The sequence below is a fragment of the uncultured Enterovirga sp. genome, assembly GCF_964242715.1.
Classification (GTDB): domain Bacteria; phylum Pseudomonadota; class Alphaproteobacteria; order Rhizobiales; family Beijerinckiaceae; genus Enterovirga.
Window position 1 is genome coordinate 48403 of record NZ_CAXTAZ010000016.1, and the last position, 21157, is coordinate 69559.

General features: G+C 68.6%; 24 protein-coding genes and 1 tRNA gene. 12 read left to right on the top strand and 13 right to left on the bottom strand.

Annotation, left to right across the window (positions count from 1 at the left end):
* Nucleotides 1–9 precede the first annotated feature (9 nt).
* Both ACFE87_RS10300 and ACFE87_RS10305 read right to left on the bottom strand, forming a co-directional pair.
* On the bottom strand, nucleotides 10–1086 hold the full coding sequence (locus ACFE87_RS10300; RefSeq protein WP_375459538.1) for a threonine aldolase family protein: 1077 nt from the start codon (nucleotides 1084–1086) through the stop codon (nucleotides 10–12).
* Between the two features lie 137 nt (nucleotides 1087–1223).
* Nucleotides 1224–1300 (bottom strand) — tRNA-Arg (locus ACFE87_RS10305).
* Between the two features lie 53 nt (nucleotides 1301–1353).
* Between ACFE87_RS10305 and ACFE87_RS10310 the strand changes: the two genes are divergently transcribed.
* From ACFE87_RS10310 to ACFE87_RS10320, 3 genes are all read left to right on the top strand, one after another.
* Complete coding sequence (locus ACFE87_RS10310; RefSeq protein ID WP_375459539.1) at nucleotides 1354–2166, top strand: thermonuclease family protein; 813 nt, start codon at nucleotides 1354–1356, stop codon at nucleotides 2164–2166.
* Nucleotides 2167–2321: 155 nt separating this feature from the next.
* A complete protein-coding gene (locus tag ACFE87_RS10315; protein WP_375459540.1) occupies nucleotides 2322–3377 on the top strand; it encodes a hypothetical protein in 1056 nt (351 codons plus the stop codon).
* Between the two features lie 131 nt (nucleotides 3378–3508).
* Nucleotides 3509–4258 (top strand): class I SAM-dependent methyltransferase, encoded by a 750-nt coding sequence (locus tag ACFE87_RS10320; protein WP_375459541.1) that lies wholly within the window; start codon nucleotides 3509–3511, stop codon nucleotides 4256–4258.
* A 106-nt stretch (nucleotides 4259–4364) separates the two neighbouring features.
* Here ACFE87_RS10320 and ACFE87_RS10325 read toward each other — a convergent pair whose 3' ends face one another.
* Nucleotides 4365–4940 carry a CarD family transcriptional regulator gene (locus ACFE87_RS10325; protein WP_375459542.1) on the bottom strand — a complete coding sequence of 192 codons (576 nt, stop codon included), beginning with the start codon at nucleotides 4938–4940 and terminating at the stop codon, nucleotides 4365–4367.
* Nucleotides 4941–5382: 442 nt separating this feature from the next.
* Between ACFE87_RS10325 and ACFE87_RS10330 the strand changes: the two genes are divergently transcribed.
* From ACFE87_RS10330 to ACFE87_RS10350, 5 genes are all read left to right on the top strand, one after another.
* Complete coding sequence (locus ACFE87_RS10330; RefSeq protein ID WP_375459574.1) at nucleotides 5383–6576, top strand: acyl-CoA dehydrogenase; 1194 nt, start codon at nucleotides 5383–5385, stop codon at nucleotides 6574–6576.
* Between the two features lie 107 nt (nucleotides 6577–6683).
* Nucleotides 6684–6878 carry a hypothetical protein gene (locus ACFE87_RS10335; RefSeq protein WP_375459543.1) on the top strand — a complete coding sequence of 65 codons (195 nt, stop codon included), beginning with the start codon at nucleotides 6684–6686 and terminating at the stop codon, nucleotides 6876–6878.
* Nucleotides 6875–7333 carry a hypothetical protein gene (locus tag ACFE87_RS10340; protein ID WP_375459544.1) on the top strand — a complete coding sequence of 153 codons (459 nt, stop codon included), beginning with the start codon at nucleotides 6875–6877 and terminating at the stop codon, nucleotides 7331–7333. The genes ACFE87_RS10335 and ACFE87_RS10340 overlap by 4 nt, the downstream gene beginning before the upstream one ends.
* A 144-nt stretch (nucleotides 7334–7477) precedes the next feature.
* Complete coding sequence (purH, locus tag ACFE87_RS10345; RefSeq protein WP_375459545.1) at nucleotides 7478–9070, top strand: bifunctional phosphoribosylaminoimidazolecarboxamide formyltransferase/IMP cyclohydrolase; 1593 nt, start codon at nucleotides 7478–7480, stop codon at nucleotides 9068–9070.
* Between the two features lie 40 nt (nucleotides 9071–9110).
* Entirely contained in the window at nucleotides 9111–9431 is a 321-nt protein-coding gene (locus tag ACFE87_RS10350; protein WP_375459546.1) for a heavy metal-binding domain-containing protein, read from the top strand.
* Nucleotides 9432–9443: 12 nt separating this feature from the next.
* On the opposite strand, the gene ACFE87_RS10355 is transcribed toward ACFE87_RS10350, so the two are convergent.
* The 3 genes from ACFE87_RS10355 to ACFE87_RS10365 are packed head-to-tail and all read right to left on the bottom strand — an operon-like array spanning nucleotide 9444 to nucleotide 11423.
* Nucleotides 9444–10802 (bottom strand): MFS transporter, encoded by a 1359-nt coding sequence (locus ACFE87_RS10355; protein ID WP_375459575.1) that lies wholly within the window; start codon nucleotides 10800–10802, stop codon nucleotides 9444–9446.
* Nucleotides 10799–11209 (bottom strand): hypothetical protein, encoded by a 411-nt coding sequence (locus tag ACFE87_RS10360; protein ID WP_375459547.1) that lies wholly within the window; start codon nucleotides 11207–11209, stop codon nucleotides 10799–10801. Before ACFE87_RS10360 ends, ACFE87_RS10355 begins: the two co-directional genes overlap by 4 nt.
* A gap of 22 nt (nucleotides 11210–11231) precedes the next feature.
* Nucleotides 11232–11423, bottom strand: a complete 192-nt coding sequence (locus tag ACFE87_RS10365; protein ID WP_375459548.1) for a hypothetical protein — start codon at nucleotides 11421–11423, stop codon at nucleotides 11232–11234.
* Between the two features lie 142 nt (nucleotides 11424–11565).
* Between ACFE87_RS10365 and ACFE87_RS10370 the strand changes: the two genes are divergently transcribed.
* Complete coding sequence (locus ACFE87_RS10370; protein WP_375459549.1) at nucleotides 11566–11841, top strand: hypothetical protein; 276 nt, start codon at nucleotides 11566–11568, stop codon at nucleotides 11839–11841.
* Here the strand turns inward: ACFE87_RS10370 and ACFE87_RS10375 are convergent.
* From ACFE87_RS10375 to ACFE87_RS10395, 5 genes are all read right to left on the bottom strand, one after another.
* A complete protein-coding gene (locus ACFE87_RS10375; RefSeq protein WP_375459550.1) occupies nucleotides 11793–12884 on the bottom strand; it encodes a sulfate/molybdate ABC transporter ATP-binding protein in 1092 nt (363 codons plus the stop codon). The two genes, ACFE87_RS10370 and ACFE87_RS10375, sit on opposite strands and share 49 nt — an antisense overlap.
* Before the next feature lie 11 nt (nucleotides 12885–12895).
* On the bottom strand, nucleotides 12896–13762 hold the full coding sequence (cysW, locus tag ACFE87_RS10380) for a sulfate ABC transporter permease subunit CysW (protein WP_375459576.1): 867 nt from the start codon (nucleotides 13760–13762) through the stop codon (nucleotides 12896–12898).
* 22 nt (nucleotides 13763–13784) lie between these two features.
* Nucleotides 13785–14633: a sulfate ABC transporter permease subunit CysT gene (cysT, locus tag ACFE87_RS10385; RefSeq protein ID WP_375459551.1), complete on the bottom strand. Its 849-nt coding sequence runs from the start codon at nucleotides 14631–14633 to the stop codon at nucleotides 13785–13787.
* Nucleotides 14633–15643: a sulfate ABC transporter substrate-binding protein gene (locus ACFE87_RS10390; protein WP_375459552.1), complete on the bottom strand. Its 1011-nt coding sequence runs from the start codon at nucleotides 15641–15643 to the stop codon at nucleotides 14633–14635. Before ACFE87_RS10390 ends, cysT begins: the two co-directional genes overlap by 1 nt.
* Before the next feature lie 137 nt (nucleotides 15644–15780).
* Complete coding sequence (locus tag ACFE87_RS10395; protein WP_375459553.1) at nucleotides 15781–16809, bottom strand: Gfo/Idh/MocA family protein; 1029 nt, start codon at nucleotides 16807–16809, stop codon at nucleotides 15781–15783.
* A gap of 230 nt (nucleotides 16810–17039) precedes the next feature.
* On the opposite strand from ACFE87_RS10395, the gene ACFE87_RS10400 reads away from it, so the two are divergent.
* Together ACFE87_RS10400 and ACFE87_RS10405 are read left to right on the top strand one after the other, a co-directional pair.
* Nucleotides 17040–17492: a heme-binding protein gene (locus tag ACFE87_RS10400; protein WP_375459554.1), complete on the top strand. Its 453-nt coding sequence runs from the start codon at nucleotides 17040–17042 to the stop codon at nucleotides 17490–17492.
* A gap of 86 nt (nucleotides 17493–17578) precedes the next feature.
* Complete coding sequence (locus ACFE87_RS10405; RefSeq protein ID WP_375459555.1) at nucleotides 17579–19621, top strand: AI-2E family transporter; 2043 nt, start codon at nucleotides 17579–17581, stop codon at nucleotides 19619–19621.
* Here ACFE87_RS10405 and ACFE87_RS10410 read toward each other — a convergent pair.
* A complete protein-coding gene (locus ACFE87_RS10410; protein WP_375459556.1) occupies nucleotides 19549–19806 on the bottom strand; it encodes a hypothetical protein in 258 nt (85 codons plus the stop codon). The genes ACFE87_RS10405 and ACFE87_RS10410 overlap by 73 nt on opposite strands.
* 121 nt (nucleotides 19807–19927) lie before the next feature.
* Between ACFE87_RS10410 and ACFE87_RS10415 the strand changes: the two genes are divergently transcribed.
* Nucleotides 19928–20452, top strand: coding sequence for a hypothetical protein (locus ACFE87_RS10415; protein ID WP_375459557.1), 525 nt, complete (start codon nucleotides 19928–19930; stop codon nucleotides 20450–20452).
* Nucleotides 20453–20462: 10 nt separating this feature from the next.
* Here ACFE87_RS10415 and ACFE87_RS10420 read toward each other — a convergent pair whose 3' ends face one another.
* Nucleotides 20463–21128 carry a response regulator gene (locus tag ACFE87_RS10420; protein ID WP_375459558.1) on the bottom strand — a complete coding sequence of 222 codons (666 nt, stop codon included), beginning with the start codon at nucleotides 21126–21128 and terminating at the stop codon, nucleotides 20463–20465.
* Between the last annotated feature and the right edge of the window lie 29 nt (nucleotides 21129–21157).

Here is a 21157-nt window from a genome sequence, read left to right on the forward strand (position 1 = left end):
CCCGGTCGCTCAGGCGACCTGAGCGATGTCCGGCTCGGCCGGGAGGCAGGCCTGCATCGTCGCGAGCAGGCGGTCGACATCTTCCACGCTGCCGTCGAAGCGGCATACGAAGCGTGCGAGACCGCCGCCGCGGTCGAAGAACAGCACGCCCTTGCCTTTCAGGGCCGCGATGGCGGAGAGCGGCAGGATCGCGTGGACGATATTCGCCTCCACGGGCGCGTGCAGCCGCAGGCCGGGCAGCGCGGCGATCCCGGCGCCGAGCCGGGAGGCGAGGGCATTCGCCTGCCGGGCGGAGCGGAGATACAGGTCGTCTTCGACATAGGCGAGGAGCTGGATGGCCGCGAAGCGCATCTTCGACCAGGTCTGCCCGGCCCGTCGCAGCCGGTAGGCGAGCTCTTCGGCGAGGTCGCCGTCGAAGACGACGATCGCCTCCGCATTCATGCCGCCATTCTTGGTGACGCCGAAGGACAGGATATCGACGCCGGCTCGCCAGGTCATCTCGGCCGGCGAGCAGCCGAGCGTCGCGACCGCGTTCGCGAAGCGGGCCCCGTCCATGTGGAGGCGGACCCGGTGGCGCCGGGCGATCTCGCCGATCCGGCCGAGCTCGTCGAGCCGATAGACCGTTCCGGCCTCCGTCGCCTGGGTGACCGAGATCGCGTCCGGCTGCGGCTTGTGGTGGCGGCCGCGCTCGGCCCGGGCGATCGCCGCGTCGAGTTCGTCGGCGGCGAGCCGGTAGCCCTGGCCTCGCAGCGGGATCAGCTTCGCGCCGGCCGTGAAGGCCTCGGTCGCGCCGCCCTCGGAGGTGTGGATATGGGCGTCGGCATGGCAATAGATGCCGCCATAGGGACGGGCGCAGGCCGAGAGGGCGAGTGCGTTCGCGGCCGTGCCGGTCGCGACCGGAAACACCTTCGCCGGTCCCTCGAACACCTCCGAGAAGCGCCGGTCCAGCTGGTCGCTCAGGCTGTCCGCGCCGTAGGACGCCTCCGTCCCGGCATTGCTCTCGGACAGCGCCTTCAGGATCTCGGGGCTGACCGTCGCGACGTTGTCGCTCCGGAAGTCGATCACGGCCGTCGACATCGCGCTCATCTCCATCGCGCCTGGGCGAGGCGGATCATGGTATCGCAAAGGGCTGCCGCACCAGCGGCGGGTGCCGTTCCGTCCGGGGCCCTGCTTGCCTCGGAACGCCCCGCGCCATGGCAGGCGCGCGGCCGTCACGTTCTGGTTGGCGATCCCGGGAAGACTCGAACTTCCGACCTTCGGTTTAGGAAACCGCTGCTCTGTCCTGCTGAGCTACGGGACCTCGGGCCGCTGCTAGCATAGGATCGGCCGGACACCAATCGCGGGAGGACTCGGATGCAGGGTGCGGGGTGGCGGGGGCTCGTCGTATTGGCCCTTCTCGGCCCGGCCTACGCCCTGGCCGAGGATCGCCCGGCCGCCGCCCCGCCAGGCTCTTGCCCGGGCGAGGTCGCGACGGACCGGATCCTCCGGGTCGAGGACAGGGGCGAGGTCGCGCTCGCCTCCGGCGGACGGGTCCGGCTTGCCGATATCCGGATCGACCCGTCTGCGGGCGAAGGGGCCGGGCGCCCTGGCCCGCGATCCTGGCTGGCGTCGCTTGCCGGCCAGGAGGTCGCGGTCCGAAGGATCGGGCCGCCCGATCGCTGGGGTCGAGCCCCGGCCAGCCTCGCGCTGGTTGAGGGCGCGGCGAGGCACGACCTCGCCGCGTTCCTGGTCTCGGAAGGATGGGCGCTGGTGGATGCGGGCGAGCGCGACACCTTGTGCGAGCCGGCCCTCCTCGCGGCCGAGGGGCGGGCCCGGGCTGGGCGTCTCGGGCTGTGGAAGATGGGCACGCTGCCGCTCGCGGCCGGCGATCCGGAGCCGCTCCGGGCGCAATCGGGCCGCTTCGCCGTGGTCGAGGGCCGGGTCGTGAGCGTGGGCGAGCGCAAGGACCGGACCTATCTCAATTTCGGTCGCGACTTCTCGCGCGATTTCGCGGTCGTCGTTCCGCGCCGGCTCTGGGCCGCGATGAAACGAAGCGGCGTGAGCGCGGCCGAGCTGAAGGGGCGCACCGTCCGGGTTCGCGGCATCGTCGAGATCCGCCGCGCTCCGCAGATCGAGCTCCTGTCGGACCACGCCTTGGAATGGAGGGGCGCCGCCATCCGGCCCTGAGCGCGGCTCTTGACGGGAACCCTCGCCGCCTTCCGGGTGCCCCATGCCGTCCTGCGCCTCGAGGGTGGACTTGTCCCCGAACGACGTTGTCCGTTTATGCTCGCCCGAGACGCGTCCACCGGACGACGCGGATCGACCCACATCCTGGACCCCAGATGCTGTTCAACGTAGAGCGCGACACAGGACCGACCATCGCGGGCTACCTCATTCCGGATACCTTCTCCGGAACGGGCGAGATCGTTGTGCAGCGGGGGAACGACGAACTCCTGCGCATGCCCGCCGGCGACTTCCGGCCCGGCCTCGTCCAAGCGGGCCGGCACGAGACCGGACACGTTGGGTTCGAGATCGACGAGGCGGCGATCCCCGGCCTCTCCCAGATTAACGATCTCGACATCAGGGAAGCCGAGACCGGCCTCCTCATCTACCGCCGCGTCAGCGACCCCGATAAGCTGATCCAGCGGAAGGTCTTTCGCCTCGAGACGCAGCTCCTTCCGCTGGTAAGGCTCGATCGCGCCCTCCAGCAGCGCTTCCGCTTTCAATACACAAACATCGAGCGCTTCGGTTTCGAGACCAACTGCCAGATGTTCCTGATGAGCCCGCCGGAATCGACCTTCATCAGCGGACGGATCGAGTACAAGCGGCTTGAGCAATACCTCGCCAGCGGGTTCTACAAGATCATGCTGATGCGGGACCCGTTCGAGGAACTCGCGGAGCGAATCCTGGTCTTGCGACAAATCGCGCAGATGGGCGGCAACATCCTCGGCGAACGCGACTCGCTCCTGTTCGAGGAGGCCGTGGCCTTTGCATGCGATCTTCCTCTCGATACGGAAAAGCAGATCAACCGCGCCTTCAAGGCAATCTCGCCGGAAGCGGCCTCGGTACTGGGCAATCCCCTGATCCGGCAGCTGACGACTCGGTTGCCGAGCGACGCAGTAAAGACCACGTCGGTGAGCGCGGCGCTGGACGTGCTGGCCGACTTCGATCTGGTCGGCCTTCGATCGGAGCCCGACCTCTTTGTCGACACTCTGACGGACGCCTTGTCGCTGGACCGCGGTGCGCTCCCGTCCCTTGATCCTCTCCCCGTTAGCCGCAGGCTCGGCGACGAATTGCGAGAGTGCCCGCCAGCCGAGATGTTGCTTGAACTCGACCTTCAGCTCTACGTTGAGGTGAAGGCGGCCTTTCAGAAATTCCCGAGCCTAGCGGGCTCCTAGATTGACCCGCACGCCAGGCAGCGCGAGCCCCGCAATCGGATCGAAATTGACCTCAGCGTATCAAGGTGGCACTCGGATCATCTTGCGGCGAGGGCGCTGCTTCGGTTAGCAGAGATGTCAGAGAGAGCGGCATGACAAGCGTTATCGGTAAAATCAGCCAAGCTGCGGCTGATCTCCTCCGGGGGCGCTCTGCCCCAAGGCCGCTCGAGAAGTTCACGAGGGACCAGTACAAGGCGATCTGGAACTCCGTGTCAGGCTCGGAGGACTTGGCTAAACTTGCCGTGAGCGGCTACACTGATGAAGAGCTTTATACACAGCTTGGCGGCGCGACGGTCGAGCTGTTGCGCGCCACTGTGGGCGTCAAGCCGGACGACGTGATCCTCGAGATCGGCGCCGGGGTCGGCCGTGTAGGGGCTGCCCTGGCGCCTCTTTGCCGGGAGTGGATCGGGACTGACGTGTCGGAAAATATGGTCTCGCATATCACCCGTCGTCTCGCCGCCTTTTCCAACGTACGCGCCGTGGTGACCAACGGATACGACCTTGCGCCGATCCCATCCCAGTCTGTCGATGTCGTCTATTGCACAGTCGTCTTCATGCATCTCGATGAATGGGACCGATACGGCTACGTCAGCGAAGCCTACCGTATCCTCAAGCCGGGTGGCCGATTGATGGTCGACAACGTCAACCTGCTGTCCGATGGCGGCTGGGCCTTTTTCGAGGAGCACCGGGCCATTCGCCCGGATCAACGCCCTGCCCAGATTAGCAAGACATCGACGCCGCAAGAACTCGCAGCCTATTTCAATCGCGCATCCTTCTCAGAAATCGGCCAGCTCGAGGCCGGGCTTTGGATTGTGACGCACGGGGTCAAGCCTCTGAGCTAGTCCTTCGGCCGACCGGGCGCGTGCTCGGCGCCATCACGCCGCATGAATGACGAAAAAGCCCGGCGCGAGGCCGGGCTTTCGTCACATGTCGATCGGATCGGAGCGGTCAGGCCGCCTCGTCCTGGAGGTCCGCGTCGGCTTCCCCTTCGCCGGTCTTGGCGCGCTTCGGCGACTTGGCGAGATTGGCCTCGATCAGCTTCGTGGCCTCGGTGTCGGTGATCCTGTTCACGTGGGCGAGTTCGCGCACGACGCGGTCGAGCGCCGCCTCGTAGAGCTGGCGCTCGCTATACGACTGCTCGGGCTGGGACTCGGCCCGGTGCAGGTCGCGCACGACCTCGGCCACGGCGATGAGGTCGCCTGAATTGATCTTGGCCTCGTATTCCTGGGCACGCCGCGACCACATGGTGCGCTTGATCCGGGCCCGGCCGGTCAGCACGTCGAGCGCCTTCTGCATCCCGTCCGGCTCGGCGAGCTTGCGCATGCCGACGCTCCCGGCCTTCGCGGTCGGAACGCGGAGCACCATCTTGTCCTTGTCGAACGATACGACGAACAACTCGAGCTTGAACCCAGCGATCTCCTGCTCCTCGATCGCGGTGATGCGGCCGACGCCATGCGCCGGATAGACGACGGATTCGCCGACCTTGTAACCCTGGCGATTGACTGACTTCTTCGGGGTGGTCATGCGAGACTAGCCTTCCGTCTGTCACCCGCCGAAGACGGGTGAGGGATGACCCGGCCGGGCGCCCGGGCTGAAAACGACCGGATGGGGGCCGCCGGCCCTCACCACTCTCGTCCCGGATGGCAGCGGCAAACCTCCTCTGCCCTCGGCCAAACCGCGCCGAGGTGCTCGAAAGTCAGGCTATTGCGAGCTGTTCGTCCGGGTTGGAGCCCAATCGGTCCGGCGATTGGACGGCACGTCTCATGATTACCACACCAGGGCTGAAATTCAAAACCGATCCGGCCTCGCGGCCCGCTCGCGGCCGGTCTCGCCCGGTGATAAGGTCGGCGATCAATCGACGAGGTCGGGCGGGCGGGAGCCGGCGCGGCCGGCAGTGTACCGACACACGAGGGCGGGAACGATGAGCCAGGCAGCCGAGACGGCAGCGCAGAATTACGAGCCCGCGATGGCGCGGGCGCCGAGTGCGGCGTTCCAGTGGGAAGATCCCTTCCTGCTCGACGACCAGCTCTCCGACGACGAGCGCATGATCCGAGACACGGCCCGCGACTACGCACAGGAAAAGCTCCTGCCCCGGATCGTGGAGGCCTATCAGAACGAAACCACCGACCGCTCGATCTTCAACGAAATGGGCGAACTCGGGCTCCTCGGCGTCACGGTCCCGGAGGAATTTGGCGGGGCCGACGCGGGTTATGTCGCCTACGGGCTCGTCGCCCGCGAGGTGGAGCGGGTCGATTCCGGCTATCGCTCGATGATGAGCGTGCAATCCTCGCTCGTCATGTACCCGATCTATGCCTATGGCGACGACACGCAGCGCAAGAAATACCTGCCGAAGCTCGCCTCCGGCGAATGGGTCGGCTGTTTCGGGTTGACCGAGCCGGATGCCGGCTCGGATCCAGGCGGGATGAAGACCCGGGCCGAGAAGACGGCGTCAGGCTATCGCATCTCGGGCGCCAAAATGTGGATCTCGAATTCGCCGATCGCGGATGTCTTCGTGGTCTGGGCGAAATCCTCCGCCCACGGCGACCAGATCCGCGGCTTCGTGCTGGAGAAGGGCATGAAGGGTCTCTCCGCCCCGAAGATCGGCGGCAAGCTCTCGCTCCGGGCGTCCGTCACGGGCGAGATCGTAATGGACAACGTCGAGGTCGGCGAGGAGCACCTCCTCCCGAACGTCTCCGGCCTGAAGGGGCCGTTCGGTTGCCTGAACCGCGCCCGCTACGGCATCTCCTGGGGCGCCATGGGGGCGGCCGAGGATTGCTGGCACCGCGCCCGCAGCTACACGCTCGACCGCCGGCAATTCAATCGGCCGCTCGCCCAGACCCAGCTCGTCCAGAAGAAGCTCGCCGACATGCAGACCGAGATCGCGCTCGGCCTCCAGGGCTCGCTCCGGGTGGGCCGCCTCTTCGACGAGGGCCGGATGGCGCCCGAGATGATCTCGATCGTGAAGCGCAACAATTGCGGCAAGGCGCTCGACATCGCCCGGCAGGCTCGCGACATGCACGGCGGCAACGGCATCATGGGCGAGTACCACGTCATGCGGCACGCCCAGAACCTCGAGACGGTGAACACCTACGAGGGCACCCACGACGTCCACGCGCTGATCCTCGGCCGCGCGATCACCGGGCTGCAGGCGTTTTTCTAAGGGTTGGGACCGGGCAATTCGGGACTCGCCTTTGAAACGCCGAAACAGGATGCTCAGCGTGAGTACGACGCGGCCAGGATCGTAGAGTAGCCAAGCTGGGGAGATGAATGAAGCAGGACGACCACGCCACGTTGCAACCGGCCCGGGAAGGCTCCAGGCCCGCCGCCTGGACCGGAACGGCCCGGGGCGAACGTGAGACGCTCTCCAACGTCATGGGGCCGGACGGCCATGTCAGGGTCCGGATCGCCCGTGACGTCCTCATCGAGGCGGCGCGCCAGACGGGGAAGAGACCCGCGCGATGACGGCCGGCGACGAGCGGTCGTTCTCGACCGCTTTCGACAAGCTGGTGCGCACGGACGCGTCCGGTGACGAGGACATCATCGGCCTCCTCGCCTACGCCATCTACAAGCGGGATAAGCGCGATCTGGCCGTCTCCGGAGCCCTCGACGAGACGCATCTTCGCCAGCATCACAAGACCCTGACGCCGGGTTTGGTCGAGCAGTATCGTGACGGTGCGCTGAGGCGGCTCGAGATCTTCAGTTCCGCCGTCCTGGCCCGCGCCGAGCCGGATATCCGCGAAGCTGCCCGTGTCGAGGCTGTCGAGAGAGCCCGCGACGACATCATCTCCGTCGTCCGAACGAGCACCACGTGGTGGGTTTCCATCCTTTGGAACGTGATCGCCTGGTTGATCTCGCTCGCGATAGTGTTCCTGGTCACGGTCGGAACCGGAAAGGTGTCCTTCCAAATCTCGGGCTGACCGCGGAGCGTCGTCAGCCGGTCTCCGCGACTGACCTCCCAGCATCCACGACCTCCTCCCTCTGGCTCGCCGCATTGGCGCCACGTCACGGGATGCGAAAGCCGGTCGCCCATGCTAAGCGCGCGCTCAAGCCAGGACGGGTCCATGCCTCACGACACGCGACGGATCGCGCGCGCGCTTCTCTCGGTCTCCGACAAGACCGGGCTCGTGCCCTTCGCGGAAGCGCTCGTCTCGCGTGGGATCATCCTGCTCTCGACCGGGGGCACCCGGGCCGCGCTGGCGGCGGCGGGCCTTCCGGTCGAGGATGTCTCCGACGTCACCGGCTATCCCGAGATGATGGACGGGCGGGTGAAGACGCTCCATCCGGCGATCCATGGCGGGCTTCTCGCGATCCGGGGCAATCCGGAGCACGAGGCCGCCATGATGGCGCACGGGATCGACGCGATCGATCTCCTGGTCGTGGACCTGTACCCGTTCGAGGAGACGGTGAGGGCCGGAGGCGGCTTCGCCGATTGCGTCGAGAATATCGACGTCGGCGGCCCGGCCATGATCCGGGGCGCCGCCAAGAACCATGCCGACGTCGCGGTCGTGGTCGACGTCGCCGATTACGGCCGTCTGCTCGACGAACTCGACCAGCATGACGGGGCCGTGACCTCGCGCTTCCGGCAGGAACTCGCCCAGAAGGCCTTCGCCCGCACCGCCGCCTATGATGCCGCGATCTCGACCTGGTTCGCGGGCGAGCTCGCCATCGCCTCGCCTCCGGTCCGGGCCCTCGGCGGCACGCTCGTCGAGAGCATGCGGTACGGCGAAAATCCGCACCAGGAGGGGGCGTTCTACCGCCTGCCCGGTTCGCGCCCCGGCGTTGCCACGCTGCGGCAGGTGCAGGGGAAGCAGCTCTCCTACAACAACGTCAACGACACCGACGCCGCCTACGAATGCGTGGCCGAGTTCGATCCGGCCCGGACCGCCGCGGTCGTGATCGTGAAACACGCGAATCCCTGCGGGGTGGCGGAAGGCGCCTCCCTGGCCGAGGCCTATGAGCGGGCGTTGCGCTGCGATCCGGTCTCGGCCTTCGGCGGGATCGTGGCGCTGAACCGCCGGTTGGACGCCGAGGCGGTGCGCCTCATCGTCGAGATATTCACCGAGGTCATCATCGCGCCCGACGCCGACGAGGAGGCGATCGCGATCGTGGCCGGGAAGCGCAACCTGCGCCTTCTCCTCGCCGGCAGCCTGCCGGATCCGCGCGCGCCGGGATTGTCGCTCCGGACGGTCGCGGGCGGGTTCCTGACCCAGGATCGCGACAACGCCGTCGTCGACGACATGGATCTCCGCGTCGTGACGCGACGCGCCCCGACCAACTCGGAACTCGCTGACCTCCGCTTCGCCCTCCGGGTCGCGAAACACGTGAAGTCGAACGCGATCGTCTATGCGAGGGACGGCGCGACCGTCGGGATCGGGGCCGGCCAGATGAGCCGGGTCGATTCCTCCCGCATCGCGGCCTGGAAGGCCGAGGAGGCGGCGCGTGCCGCCGGCCTGCCGGAGAGTCTCGCGCGCGGCTCGGTCGTCGCGTCGGACGCCTTCTTCCCCTTCGCCGACGGGTTGCTGGCGGCGGCCGAGGCGGGTGCGACGGCGATCATCCAGCCGGGCGGGTCGATGCGGGACGACGAGGTCATCCGGGCGGCGGACGAGCGCGGCCTCGCGATGGTGTTCACCGGCCATCGCCACTTCCGACATTAGAGCCGCAGACCCACATGGAGGCTCGGACCGGAGCCCCATCATGCTGATCACCACGACCCCGACCGTCGAAGGCCACCGCATCACCGCCTATCACGGCATCGTCTCGGGGGAGGCGATCCTCGGCGCGAATTTCTTCCGGGACTGGTTCGCCTCCATCCGGGACATCGTGGGCGGCCGATCCGGCTCCTACGAGAAGGTCCTCGGCCGCGCCCGGGACACGGCGCTCCGCGAGATGGAGGAAGAGGCGCAACGGCTCGGCGGCAATGCCGTGGTCGGGATCGACATCGACTACGGCGCCATCGGCGCGACCGAGAGCATGATGATGGTCACGGCGACCGGCACGGCCGTCACGATCGGCTGATGTCCGGGCCGCTCAGCCTCGCGGGATCGTCGCCGCGAGAACAAGCCCGGCCGTGAAGAGGGCGATCAGCACGGCGGGCGCCGCGGCCTGGCTTCCGGTCGCCTGGGTCGCGAGCGCGACGGCGAGCGGGGCCAGGAACGACGTCAGCTTCCCGGACAGGGTGAAGAGGCCGAAATAGCGGCCCGCGTCCTCGGCCGGGACGGCGCGGGCGAGATAGGCGCGGGAGGAGGCCTGGAGCGGTCCCGCGACGGCCCCGATGACGAGCCCGAGGGCCACGAACAGCCGTTCGGCCCCGCTGGCGTAGAGCCCGTCGCCGGCTGACGGCGGAACCGTCTCGATCACGAAGAGGATGTGGGCCCGGCCGAGCGACAGGATGCCGAGGCAGACGAGGATCAGGGTGACAAGCGAAGCCATGATCACGGCCTTGGCTCCGAGCCTGTCATCGAGGCGGCCGCCCGCCAAGGCTCCCGCCGTGCCGCTGATCGTCAGGAGAATGCCGAACAATCCGAGTTCGGTCGGTCCCCAGCCGAAAACCCCGGCACCGTAGATGCCGCCGAAGGCGAAGAGCGCGACGAGGGCGTCCTGGTAGACGAGATTCGCGACGAGGAAGCGGACAAGGCCCGGGCGTGTCTTCGCCTCCGTCCAGGTCGCCCGCAACCGGGCGAGGCCCGCCGGGATCGCCTCGACCAGCCGCAGGCCCGTCGGCGGCGAGTCCGGGGTGAACAGGAGGAGCGGCCAGAGGAAGAGAAGGAGCCACAGGGCCGAGAACGGGCCGGAGGCGCGGTCGCCCTCGCGCAGGCCGGGATCGAGCCCGAAGAGCGGCTCGAAACCGAAGACGGTTCGGCCGGTTTCCGGGCTCGCGATGAGGAAGCCGAGCGCGACGACGAGCGACGCGAGGCCGCCGGCATAGCCCACCGCCCAGCCGGTGCCGCTAAGCCGTCCGAGCCCATCGCCCCCGACCACCCGCGCCATCATGGCATTGTTGAACACCGCCGCGATCTCGGCCGCGACCGTCGCGACCGCGAAGGCGGCAAGGGCGAGCGGGACCGCGAAGGCCGCCTCGGGCGAAGCGAACCAGAGAAGGCCGCTCGCGAGACCCAGGATGGTGCAGGCCCCGACGATCCAGGGCTTCTTAGCGCCCGAGGCATCGGCCACGCTGCCCAGGATGGGGGACAGGATCGCGAGCGCGAGGCCGGCCGCGGCGGCCGCATAGCCCCAGAGCGCCTGGCCCCGAGCCGAGTCCGGCACGAGAACCGCCGCGAAATAGGGTGCGAAGACGAAGGTCGTGACGAGCGTGAAGAAGGGCTGGCAGGCGCAGTCGAAGAGAAGCCAGCCCCATATCGCCCGGCGGGTCGGCGCCTCGCCGATCAGGGGAAGCCGGGTCCGGCGGCCCGGATGGTCAGGCGCGAGCCGTCGTCGAGGAGGACGTCGCCCCGGGCAAGCGCGCCGTTCTCCAGGGTCGCGGTGCCGACCCCGCTGCGGCCGTCAGTGCAGGAGATTTCGAGGGGGGCCGTGTTGCCGCCGATCGGCCCGGTGAAGGTGCCGCGGCAGCGGCGCGTGTCGGTCGTGAGTTCGCCCGTATAGCCGCCCGTCGTGTTCGCCCGCCCGGTGATGGCGCCGAACCCCTTGCCCTCGATCACGACGGGCACGGCCGTCGAGCATGCGCCGAGCGCCAGCACGGCGCCGAGCACCAGCGCCGGTCTCGCGAGAGTCAGAATGGTTTCGCCCGCCCGCATCTCGGCCAAAATCCCGTGCCGACTGGATATGGGATGGAGCATTGGATCCGGCCAGACCGCGTGATCAGATCGAATCGGGCTCCGTGGAGGGTGAGCCTGCCTGTGTCGCGGCCGCGTCCGCCTGGACTGGAGGAAGCGGAGACGAGGGTTCCTGACCGCCGGGCCGGTGGATGAGGCCGATCACCTCCTCCATCTCTGCCATGATGCGGGCGATGATGTCGTTCGACTCGATGTCGGCCCTGATCGACAGGTCCATGACGCGGCCTCCCTCGGTGCGGCGCCCTCGCATCAGAGACGATTAACGTTAATCGTGCGCTAACACCGCGGGTGACCTGGCCGTCGTCCCGGCTTGACTCGGCGTTAACCAATTCGAGGCGGTCGGCAGGGCATGGTTGTCTATGCTCGCCCGTTGCACCGCCCTTCTCGTTCTTGCCGGCCTCGCCGGGTACCCGAACCTCGCCCAGGCGGACGGACCCGGACCGGGCCTCTCTGCCGGCAGCGATGGCGAGGCGGCTGCGCCCCGCTACGGGCGTCTCGAGCGCGAGGTGTCGCCGCGCCCGCCTCGGCGGCTGACGGGCGGCCCTGGCTATGTCGGGTCGGAATGGGGTCTCGGAAAGCCGAGCTATTACGGGATCGGCACGCGGCCCGATTGGGGCCGCAGCTCCGGCGACTGAACCGGAGCCGCCGGGAACACGCGGCCGCCCCGGAACGCGATCCGCACCGAGTCACCCCGGGCCAGCGCCTGCTCGTCGCCGGCCAGATCCACCTCGACCAGCAACTCCCCGTCGCCTTCCAGCCTCACCTCGGCGCGCCGGCCGCCCGCGGCCCGCCGCACCATCACGACCTGGCCGGGGAGCCCGCTCTCGGCCGAGGTGAAGCCGACATCCTCGGGCCGGAGGAAAAGGGACGCCGGACCGGCCACGGCGGTGGCGTGCCGGACCGGCACGGGCATTCCGCGAAACCGGACCTCGCCGTCTGCGGCCGTGACCGGCAGATGCGTGCTCTCGCCCACGAAGGACATCACGAAGGCGGAGGCCGGCGCGTCGTGGACCTCGTCCGGCGTGCCGACCTGTTCCAGCCGTCCTCCGTTCAGGATCGCGACCCGGTCGGCGAGTTCCAGCGCCTCGTCCTGGTCGTGGGTCACGAAGATCGTGGTCTGACCCGTGGCGTCGTGGATGTCGCGGAGCGACCGGCGCAGATCCTTGCGGACGCGCGCGTCGAGAGCGCCGAAAGGCTCGTCCAGGAGAAGCACCCGCGGCTCGACCGCGAGTGCGCGCGCGAGCGCGACCCGCTGACGCTGGCCGCCGGAAAGCTGGGTCGGAAAGCGCTCCTCCAAGCCGCCGAGCTGCACGAGGGCGAGAAGCTCGCGCACGCGACGGGCGATCTCGGCCCGGGGAGGGCGCTCGCGGCCGCGCGCCCGGAGGCCGAAGGCGACGTTGTCGAAGACGGTCAGGTGCCGAAAGAGCGCATAATGCTGGAACACGAAGCCGACGCGGCGCCGGCGGACGGCAAGGTGCGTCGCATCGATGTCGCCGAACCGGATCTCGCCGCCATCCGGATCCTCAAGGCCGGCGATGACGCGAAGCAGCGTCGTCTTGCCGGAGCCCGAGGGACCGAGAAGCGCCATCAGCTCCCCCGACCGGACCTCGAGGTCGATGCCGCGAAGCGCGGCCTCGGTTCCGAACTCCTTGATGATGCCGATCGCCCGGATGTCCATGCGGGCGGCGCTCAGCGGGCCGCTGCCGAGGCGATCGCGCCGGCATACCGCCATTCGAGAAAGGACTTGATGGCGAGCGTCACGAGGGCAAGGGCCGCCAACAAAGAGGCCATGGCGAAGGCTCCGACCAGATTGTATTCGTTGTACATGATCTCGACGTGAAGCGGCATCGTGTTGGTCAAGCCGCGGATATGGCCGGACACGACGGCGACCGCGCCGAATTCGCCCATCGCACGCGCGTTGCAGAGCAGGACGCCGTAGAGCAGCGCCCATTTGATGTTCGGGATCGTGACCACGAAGAAGGTCCTGAGCCCGGACGCGCCGAGCGTAAGCGCGGCCTCCTCGTCCGCGCTGCCCTGGTCCTGCATCAGGGGGATCAGTTCGCGGGCGATGAACGGAAAGGTGACGAAGACCGTCGCCAGCACGATGCCGGGCAGCGCGAAGATGACGTCGATGCCGTAGCCCTTGAGCCACGGGCCGATCCAGCCCTGCGACCCGAACAGGAGCACGAAGACGAGGCCGGCGACGACCGGCGAAACCGAGAAGGGCAGGTCGATCAGGGTGATCAGGATGCTCTTGCCCGGAAAGTCGAATTTCGCGATCGACCAGGCGGCCGCGACCCCGAAGACGAGATTCAGCGGCACGGCGATCGCCGCCACTGTCAGGGTCAGGGCGATGGCCGAGCGGGCGTCGGGATCGTCGAAGGCTGCCCGATAGACCCCGATCCCGCCCCGTAGGGCTTCGGTGAAGACGACGACCAGCGGTACAATCAGGAAGAGCGACAGGAAGGCGAGCGCGATTCCGATCAGGAGGCGCCGCATCCAGCGGGGCTCGGCCGTCACCTCCCGGGCCCGCCCGCCATCGGCCTGCCGCGACATTCCGGGAGCCGTCACGGCGCGCTCAGACATGTCCGAACCTCCTGCGCGACCAGGCTTCGAGGAGGTTGATGACGAGAAGGGCGGAGAAGGAAATCAGGAGCATGATGGTCGCGACCGCGGTCGCGCCGGCATAGTCGAATTCCTCGAGCTTGATCACGATGAGGAGGGGCGCGATCTCGGACACGAAGGGAAGGTTTCCGGCCACGAAGATCACGGACCCGTATTCGCCGACCGCGCGCGCAAACGCCAGCACGAACCCGGTCAGGATTCCGGGCAGCAGCGGCGGCAGGATGACACTGAAGACCGTCCGGGCACGGCTCGCGCCGAGCGTCGCCGAGGCCTCCTCGATCTCGCGCTCGATCTCCCCGATCAGCGGCTGCACCGTCCGGACCGCGAAGGGCAGGGCCACGAAGACGAGCGCGACGAAAATGCCGAGCGGCGTGAATGCGATCTTGATGCCGAGGGGCGCCAGGAGGCCGCCGACCCAGCCATTCGGCGCGTAGAGGGTCGCGAGCGCGATCCCGGCGACGGCCGTGGGAAGCGCGAAGGGGAGATCGACGGCGGCGTCGAGCAGCCGCCGGCCCGGAAAGCGGTAGCGGGTCAGGACCCAGGCCGTGAGGAAACCGGAGACCGATGCGACGAGCGCGGCCGCGAAGGCGACGCCGAAGGAGGTCCGCAACGCCGCCACGATGCGGGGATCGCGGGCGACGTCGAGAAAGCCCGACCAGCCGAGACCGGCGGCCTTCAGGACGAGCGCGGAGAGGGGCAGGAGGACGACGAGCGCGAGATAGACGAGCGTATAGCCGAGCGCGAGGCCGAAACCCGGGATCGCACTCGGCGCCTTGAACCTGATTCGCCTCGGTGGGCCCATCAGCGCCCCGCCCGGGCGAAGCCGTCGAAGATGCCGCCGGCGGCGAAATGCTTCTGCTGCGCCTCGGTCCAGCTGCCGAACATCTCGTCCAGCCGGAACAGCCGCAGCTTCGGCAGCCGGTCCAGATCGGCCTTCGACGCCTCGTCCGGCCGAAACGGCCGATAATGGTGGCGGGCGATGATGCGTTGCGCCTCGGGCCCGTACAGGAAGCCGAGATAGGCTTCGGCGGCCTTCCGGGTGCCCTTCTGGTCGACATTGCCGTCGACGAGGGCGACCGGGGGCTCGGCCACGATGGAGAGCGAGGGCGCCACGATCTCGAACTGGTCCTTGCCGAATTCCTCGGAGGCGAGGAACGCCTCGTTCTCCCACGCGATCAGCACGTCGCCCAGCCCCCGCCGGGCGAAGGTCACGGTCGAACCGCGCGCGCCCGTGTCCATGACCGGCGCGTTCTTGTAGATCGCGGCCACGAACTCCTTCGCCTTGTCCTCGCTCTTCCATGCGTCGAGAGCGTAGCCCCAGGCCGCGAGGTAGTTCCAGCGGGCGCCGCCCGAGGTCTTGGGGTTCGGGGTGATGACCTGGATGCCGGGCTTGGCGAGGTCGTCCCAATCCCGGATCCCCTTCGGGTTCCCCTTGCGGACCAGGAACACGATCGTCGCGGTATAGGGCGAGGAGTTATTCGGCAGCCGCGTCTGCCAGTTCTCCGGCAGCTTGCCGGTCGCCTTCGCGATCGCGTCGATGTCGGGCGCGAGCGCCAGCGTCACGACATCCGCGGCGAGCCCGTCGATCACGCTCCGGGCCTGAGCGCCCGAGCCGCCGTGCGAGACCCGAATCGTCAGGGTCTCGCCGCTGGTTTCGCGCCAGACCTTGGCGAAGGCCGCGTTGATGTCGCGGTAGAGCTCGCGGGTCGGGTCGTAGGAGACGTTGAGCAGCGGCGTCTGCGCGACGGCCGGCAGGGCGAACACCGCCACGATAGCAGACACGAGAACGAGGATGAATTGGCGGGCGACCATGCAAGTCCTCCATCGGCGCCGGCAGCCTTCCTGTCGCGACGCCGGAACATGCGGACGATAGAAGCAGCTTCCGCATGGAGCAATTCGGTCGGCGAAAATGGCGTTATTCGACCACAGCGCGGCTTGCCTGGAGAAGATCAACCTTCGCTCGGCGCGGCAGCGTGGAACATCTCGGGCGGCTTGACCGGAGAAAGCGTCATCACCTGGTCGAGTCCCGGCCGACGCGTCCGATCCACGGGCTCGAGATGCTGCGGCTGGCCGGTGGCGAGCGCCCGCTCGATCGCGGCGACGACGCGCACATCGAGCCGGCCCTCCTCCCCGTCGGGCTCCGGCTGCCTGCCCGAGATCACGCAATCAGAGAAATAGGACAGCTCGCCGCCGAACTGGTCCGTCTCCGGGAATTCGCGCTCCTCCTTGGCATCGCCCCGGGTCACGTGGAGCCGAAGCGGCACACCGAAGCCAAAGCCCGGCTCGACCTGCACGCTGCCCTTGGTTCCGAGCAGCTGGTACGAGCTGGCCGAGTTCGCCCCGTAGCTCACCGTGAATTGCGCCAGGCGCTGGCCCGGGAAACGCATCGTGACGCTGACCGTGTCGTCGAATTCGAACGGCATGTCCGGATTCATGGCGCCGACGGCCCAGACTTCGGTCGGCTCGGCGCCGAAGAGATTGCGGGCCGCGTTGATCGGGTAGGGGCCCATATCGGCGACGGGTCCGGCCCAGAAACCCTGTCGGGCGCGGTGGTTCGTCTCGGCGACGTGCTGGCTGAAGGCGGAGGTGAACAGGCGCGGGTCGCCGATCTCGCCCGAGCGAACGACGCGGATCGCTTCCAAGGTCGCGGGTTCGAAATGCAGCCGGTAGGCGATCATCAGCCGGCTGCCGCTCGCCGCGGCGGCCGCCTCGATGCGGCGGCACTCGTCCTCGGAAAGCGCCATCGGCTTCTCGAGAAGAAGGTGCAGGCCGGCCTCGAGCGCCGGCACCGCATAGGCGAGATGCATCTCGTTCGGGAGCGCCAGATAAACGGCGTCGATGTCGGGCGAGGCGAGCATCTCGGCATACCGCTCGTAGGGCCAGACATGCGCGAGCCCATGCCGCTCGGCCAGCACCCTGCCCTTCTCGGGATCGCCCGTGACAAGCCCGACGAGTTCGGAATTGCCGGTCCCGGCCACGGCGGCATGAATGCCGCCTGCGAGATCCAGCCTCCGCCGACGACGGCGTAGCGCACCCGCCCGCCCTCGACCTGTCTCGCCGCCGCCATGCCGCCCTCGCCCTCGCTTCCAGGTGCGGCAACGTCCGGCATCGGCCTTCGTTCGCCGGAGCCGCGGCGTTGGCAGGCCAAGGCCCCGGTGATACCGACCGGCATCGCCGATCACGACGACGAAACCCTTCGGAGCACGACATGGCCGCCCTTACCCTCGCCCAAGCCTCGGTCATCGTGGATGTCGCGCTCGCCAAGGCCCGCGAGCTGGCGCTCGCCCCCATGACGGTCGTTGTTCTGGATCCGGGCGGGCATCCCGTGGCGCTGAAGCGCGAGGACGGCTCCGGCATCCTGCGGGTCGAGATCGCGTCCGGCAAGGCCTGGGGCGCGCTCGGGATCGGGGCCGGCTCGCGCGTCCTGGCGGACCGAGTCGCTTCGGGTGCGGCCGGCGCAGCCTTCGTCGCGGCGGCGTCGGTCGCGAGCGGCGGACGCCTGGTCCCGGTCGCGGGCGGCGTGCTCGTTCGAGGCCCTGACGGGCTCGTGATGGGCGCCGTCGGCGTGTCCGGGGACCTCTCCGACAAGGACGAGATCTGCGCCGTGGCCGGCATCGCCGCGGCCGGACTCGCGGCGGATACGGGCGCGCCCGCAAGCTGACCCGCGACGGCACAGGGATCGATCCCTCACCGGCAGAGTTGTGACGGCGGGCGTGCCACCTCGCCGCCCGCACGGCTGAGTTTTCGATGGCGACATATTCTTCTCCTCAGCGGGGGCAGGTCGATCCTGCGGGTCCCGGCTTCAACACCGGCTCCCTCGTGACCGCGGCGATCGTCGTCGCGGGGCTGTATTTCAGCCGCGACGTGCTCCTGCCCTTCGTCGTCGCCGTGATCCTGAGCTTCGTCCTGGCGATCCCGGTCCGGATGCTGCAAGGCTTCGGGCTCGGCCGTACCTTCCCGATCGCCGCCGTCGTGATCGTGGCCTTCGTGGCCTTCCTGGCGATCGGTGGGCTGCTTGCGAGCCAGCTCGCCGACCTCGCCTCCGACCTGCCCCGTTATCAATCGACCATTCGGGAGAAGATCACTTCTCTGAAGGGCGCGGCAGCAGGAGGCGGCCCCCTCGAGCGGTTGGCCGAGATGCTGCAGAACCTCTCGGACGATTTCGCGCCGAAGCCGGAGGCCGCGCCTGCCCGGAACCCGGGAGACCCCGCCGCGGCGCAGCAGCCGGTTCCGGTGGAAATCACCAAGACCCGCACGAGCCCGATCGCGACGATCACGGGCTACGTCACCCCCCTGCTGCATCCGCTGGCCACGGCGAGCCTCGTCATCGTCTTCACCGTGTTCATCCTGATGCAGCGCGGCGATCTCCGTAACCGCGCCATCCGGCTTGCGGGCTCGCAGGACCTGCAGCGCACCACGGCTGCGATGAACGAGGCCGCCCGTCGGCTGAGCCAGTTCTTTCTCGTCCAGGTTCTCCTGAATTCGGCCTTCGGCGTCGCGGTCGGGCTCGGGCTGTGGGCGATCGGCGTTCCGAGCCCGATCCTATGGGGGGTGATGGCCGCGATCTCGCGCTTCGTTCCCTATATCGGCGTGATCCTGGCGGCGGGCGGCCCACTCCTTCTCGCGGCCGCGGTCGATCCGAGTTGGAGCATGCTCGTATACACGGCCGTCTTCTTCATCTGCGCCGAGGTGCTGGTCGGGCAGGTCGTCGAGCCGCTCGTCTACGGGCACTCGACCGGGCTCTCGCCGGTCGCCGTCATCGCGTCGGTCACGTTCTGGACGTGGCTGTGGGGACCGATCGGGCTCATCCTGGCCATGCCGCTGACCGTGTGCCTCGTCGTCCTCGGCCGGCATGTGGAACACCTCGAATTCCTGGACGTGATGCTGGGAGACCGCCCGCCGCTCACGGTCGCGGAGGTGTTCTACCAGCGCGTCCTCGCCGGCGACGCCGGAGAGGCCTACGAGCAGGCCGAGATGTTCCTCAAGGACCACGCGCTCGCGACCTATTACGACGAGGTCGCGATCAAGGGCCTGGCGCTCGGCCAGGTCGATCTCGCGCGTGGCGCGCTGGACGAGGCGGCCGTGGCCCGGATCCAGAACACCTGCGCGCAACTGATCGAAGAGGTCTCCGAACACGAGACCGTCGATGCGAACGGTGCGGAGGCGAAGAAGGTCGAGGTGAAGCGGGCCGTCGGCGACGAGGACCTGGACAAGACCCTCGAGAGCGCCGACACGGTCGAGGCCGGCCTCCCCGTCCTCGCGCCCGGGCGGCTCCCGCCGGGTTGGGAGGGCGGCGCCGCCGTGCTCTGCCTCGGCGGCCGCAACGAGCTCGACCGCATCGGGGCCGCCATGCTGGCCCAGATCCTCGGAAAACACGGGCTGCCGGCGCGGGTCGAAGGCAGCGAGGCGCTGACGGCCGGCGGAATGGGGCGGGAATCCGATGCAGCGACCAAGATCGTCTGCCTGTCCTATCTCGATACGAGCTCGCCGGTTCACGTCCGCTACGCCATCCGACGCCTGCGGCGGCGCTATCCGCAGGCCCGCATCATCATCGGGTCCTGGGGCCTCGCCACCGGCGAGGCTAAGGGATTGTGCGAGGCGGCCCGCTCCGATTCCTGCGCGAGCCGCCTGATCGAAGCGGCGCAATTCTGCCTGGAGCAAGCCTCTTCGATCACGGCCGACGAAACGAAGGCGGAACCTTCGGCGGCGCCCCTGCCTCAGAGGTCGGGCATGCCGTCTTCTCCGGTGCCGGTCGCGCCCGAACCTGCCCTCGTCTCGGGCGGATCGTAGGGCTCGTCGACCCGCCACAACAATCGGTGCGTACCGAGGGCCCGGAAGGCCGCCTCGGCTTCTCCGCTTCCCTCCGCCACCAGCCCGTCATAGGCCGCGAGGCACGCGGGCGCGGCTATGCCGGCCCGCGAGCCTACGGCCTCGCGCCAGGTTTCGGTGACTCTCCGCTTCGCGACGTCGGTCATGGCTGGAAGCACCGCCTTGCTCCGATCATAATGTGACGGCAGGTGTCTGGCGACGGACGCAGAACGGAATCGGGCAGCACGCCTCGCGGAAAGCGGGGCCGTCCGTGTCTCACGGGGTAAGATGGCGGTCGATCTCAGACATGAATTCACGCGACCGCTCGCGCTGATCCTTGCCGCCCTCGCCGCTCTCGGCTGGATGCTGTTCGGGCTGTCGTCCTGGTCCACGGCATCGGTCCAGAAGGTCCAGCGCCTGCAGATCATGGAAGCGGCCCAGCGGAACGAGAAGCTGTCGGCGGACCTCGCCCGGCAGATGAGCGCCTCGGCCGCCATTGCGGATCTCGAGGCCAAGGTCGCGGCCACCCGCGACGACCTCGCCCGGGTCGCGCAGGCGAAATCCGACGCGCAGGCCGAACTCACCACCACGCAGCGCAGTCTGACCGCCATGCGGCGCGACCTCTCGGAGGTGGACCGCACCGTCCAGAGCCAGACTCAGAAGCTGAGCGAGCTCCAGGCCAACGCTCCGGACACCACCGCAGCCGCAGCGGAGCCGGCCCCCGCGATGGGCGGCGGGCGGGCCGTGCGCGGCGGAGGCCGCTGGACTCGGCGCGGGCGCGTGTCCCGCTCCTATTCCGTCCGACGGCGCTAGGCGCGGCCCCTCACTCGATCCGGGCCGCCGCCGGCCGACCCGTCGCGCCGATGCGCGAGGCCGCGATGACGGCCTGTGTGCGGCTGTCGACTCCGAGCTTCTGGAGAATGGCCGAGACATGCGCCTTGATGGTCGCCTCTGAGACGCCGAGCTCGTAGGCGATCTGCTTGTTCAGAAGCCCTTCGGACAGCATCATCAGGACCCGCATCTGCTGCGGCGTGAGCCGCCCGAAATTGCGGATCAGGTCGGCGGTTTCCTTGTCCTCTCCGCCCTCGAGATCGACGTCCGGCGGCACCCAGATGTCGCCCGAGAGCACGGTGCGGACGGCGTTTCCGATCCCGTCGAGATCGAGGGATTTCGGGATGAAGCCCGAGGCGCCGAACTCGACGGCCCGCCGGATCACCACCGCATCCTCGGTCGCCGACACGATCACGATCGGGATTTCGGGGAATTGAGCCCGCAGATAGATCAGGCCGGAAAAGCCCTGGACACCCGGCATCGTGAGGTCGAGGAGCACGAGGTCCACGTCGCGCGAGCGCGTCAGCGAATCCTGCAGCGTGTCGAGACCCGAACATTCCTCGACCGAGGCGTCCTGCAGGATCGTCTCGAGCGCGCGCCGCAGCGCCTCGCGGAAGAGCGGGTGATCGTCGGCCAGGATGATCTTGGTGATGTGCAACGCTGTCCCCGGCCCCGTCCGATCACGCG

What these genes read in the sequence shown, in the direction of transcription:
- ACFE87_RS10365 (WP_375459548.1), bottom strand. Translation starts at nt 11,423, where the DNA reads ATGGACCTGTCGATCAGGGCCGACATCGAGTCGAACGACATCATCGCC.
- cysW (WP_375459576.1), bottom strand. Translation starts at nt 13,762, where the DNA reads ATGTCGCGGCAGGCCGATGGCGGGCGGGCCCGGGAGGTGACGGCCGAG.
- ACFE87_RS10315 (WP_375459540.1), top strand. Translation starts at nt 2,322, where the DNA reads ATGCTGTTCAACGTAGAGCGCGACACAGGACCGACCATCGCGGGCTAC.
- ACFE87_RS10320 (WP_375459541.1), top strand. Translation starts at nt 3,509, where the DNA reads ATGACAAGCGTTATCGGTAAAATCAGCCAAGCTGCGGCTGATCTCCTC.
- ACFE87_RS10340 (WP_375459544.1), top strand. Translation starts at nt 6,875, where the DNA reads ATGACGGCCGGCGACGAGCGGTCGTTCTCGACCGCTTTCGACAAGCTG.
- ACFE87_RS10400 (WP_375459554.1), top strand. Translation starts at nt 17,040, where the DNA reads ATGGCCGCCCTTACCCTCGCCCAAGCCTCGGTCATCGTGGATGTCGCG.
- cysT (WP_375459551.1), bottom strand. Translation starts at nt 14,633, where the DNA reads ATGGGCCCACCGAGGCGAATCAGGTTCAAGGCGCCGAGTGCGATCCCG.
- ACFE87_RS10370 (WP_375459549.1), top strand. Translation starts at nt 11,566, where the DNA reads ATGCTCGCCCGTTGCACCGCCCTTCTCGTTCTTGCCGGCCTCGCCGGG.
- ACFE87_RS10335 (WP_375459543.1), top strand. Translation starts at nt 6,684, where the DNA reads ATGAAGCAGGACGACCACGCCACGTTGCAACCGGCCCGGGAAGGCTCC.
- ACFE87_RS10415 (WP_375459557.1), top strand. Translation starts at nt 19,928, where the DNA reads ATGGCGGTCGATCTCAGACATGAATTCACGCGACCGCTCGCGCTGATC.
- ACFE87_RS10405 (WP_375459555.1), top strand. Translation starts at nt 17,579, where the DNA reads ATGGCGACATATTCTTCTCCTCAGCGGGGGCAGGTCGATCCTGCGGGT.
- ACFE87_RS10350 (WP_375459546.1), top strand. Translation starts at nt 9,111, where the DNA reads ATGCTGATCACCACGACCCCGACCGTCGAAGGCCACCGCATCACCGCC.
- ACFE87_RS10410 (WP_375459556.1), bottom strand. Translation starts at nt 19,806, where the DNA reads ATGACCGACGTCGCGAAGCGGAGAGTCACCGAAACCTGGCGCGAGGCC.
- ACFE87_RS10330 (WP_375459574.1), top strand. Translation starts at nt 5,383, where the DNA reads ATGGCGCGGGCGCCGAGTGCGGCGTTCCAGTGGGAAGATCCCTTCCTG.
- ACFE87_RS10300 (WP_375459538.1), bottom strand. Translation starts at nt 1,086, where the DNA reads ATGAGCGCGATGTCGACGGCCGTGATCGACTTCCGGAGCGACAACGTC.
- ACFE87_RS10375 (WP_375459550.1), bottom strand. Translation starts at nt 12,884, where the DNA reads ATGGACATCCGGGCGATCGGCATCATCAAGGAGTTCGGAACCGAGGCC.
- ACFE87_RS10310 (WP_375459539.1), top strand. Translation starts at nt 1,354, where the DNA reads ATGCAGGGTGCGGGGTGGCGGGGGCTCGTCGTATTGGCCCTTCTCGGC.
- ACFE87_RS10390 (WP_375459552.1), bottom strand. Translation starts at nt 15,643, where the DNA reads ATGGTCGCCCGCCAATTCATCCTCGTTCTCGTGTCTGCTATCGTGGCG.
- ACFE87_RS10360 (WP_375459547.1), bottom strand. Translation starts at nt 11,209, where the DNA reads ATGCTCCATCCCATATCCAGTCGGCACGGGATTTTGGCCGAGATGCGG.
- ACFE87_RS10325 (WP_375459542.1), bottom strand. Translation starts at nt 4,940, where the DNA reads ATGACCACCCCGAAGAAGTCAGTCAATCGCCAGGGTTACAAGGTCGGC.
- purH (WP_375459545.1), top strand. Translation starts at nt 7,478, where the DNA reads ATGCCTCACGACACGCGACGGATCGCGCGCGCGCTTCTCTCGGTCTCC.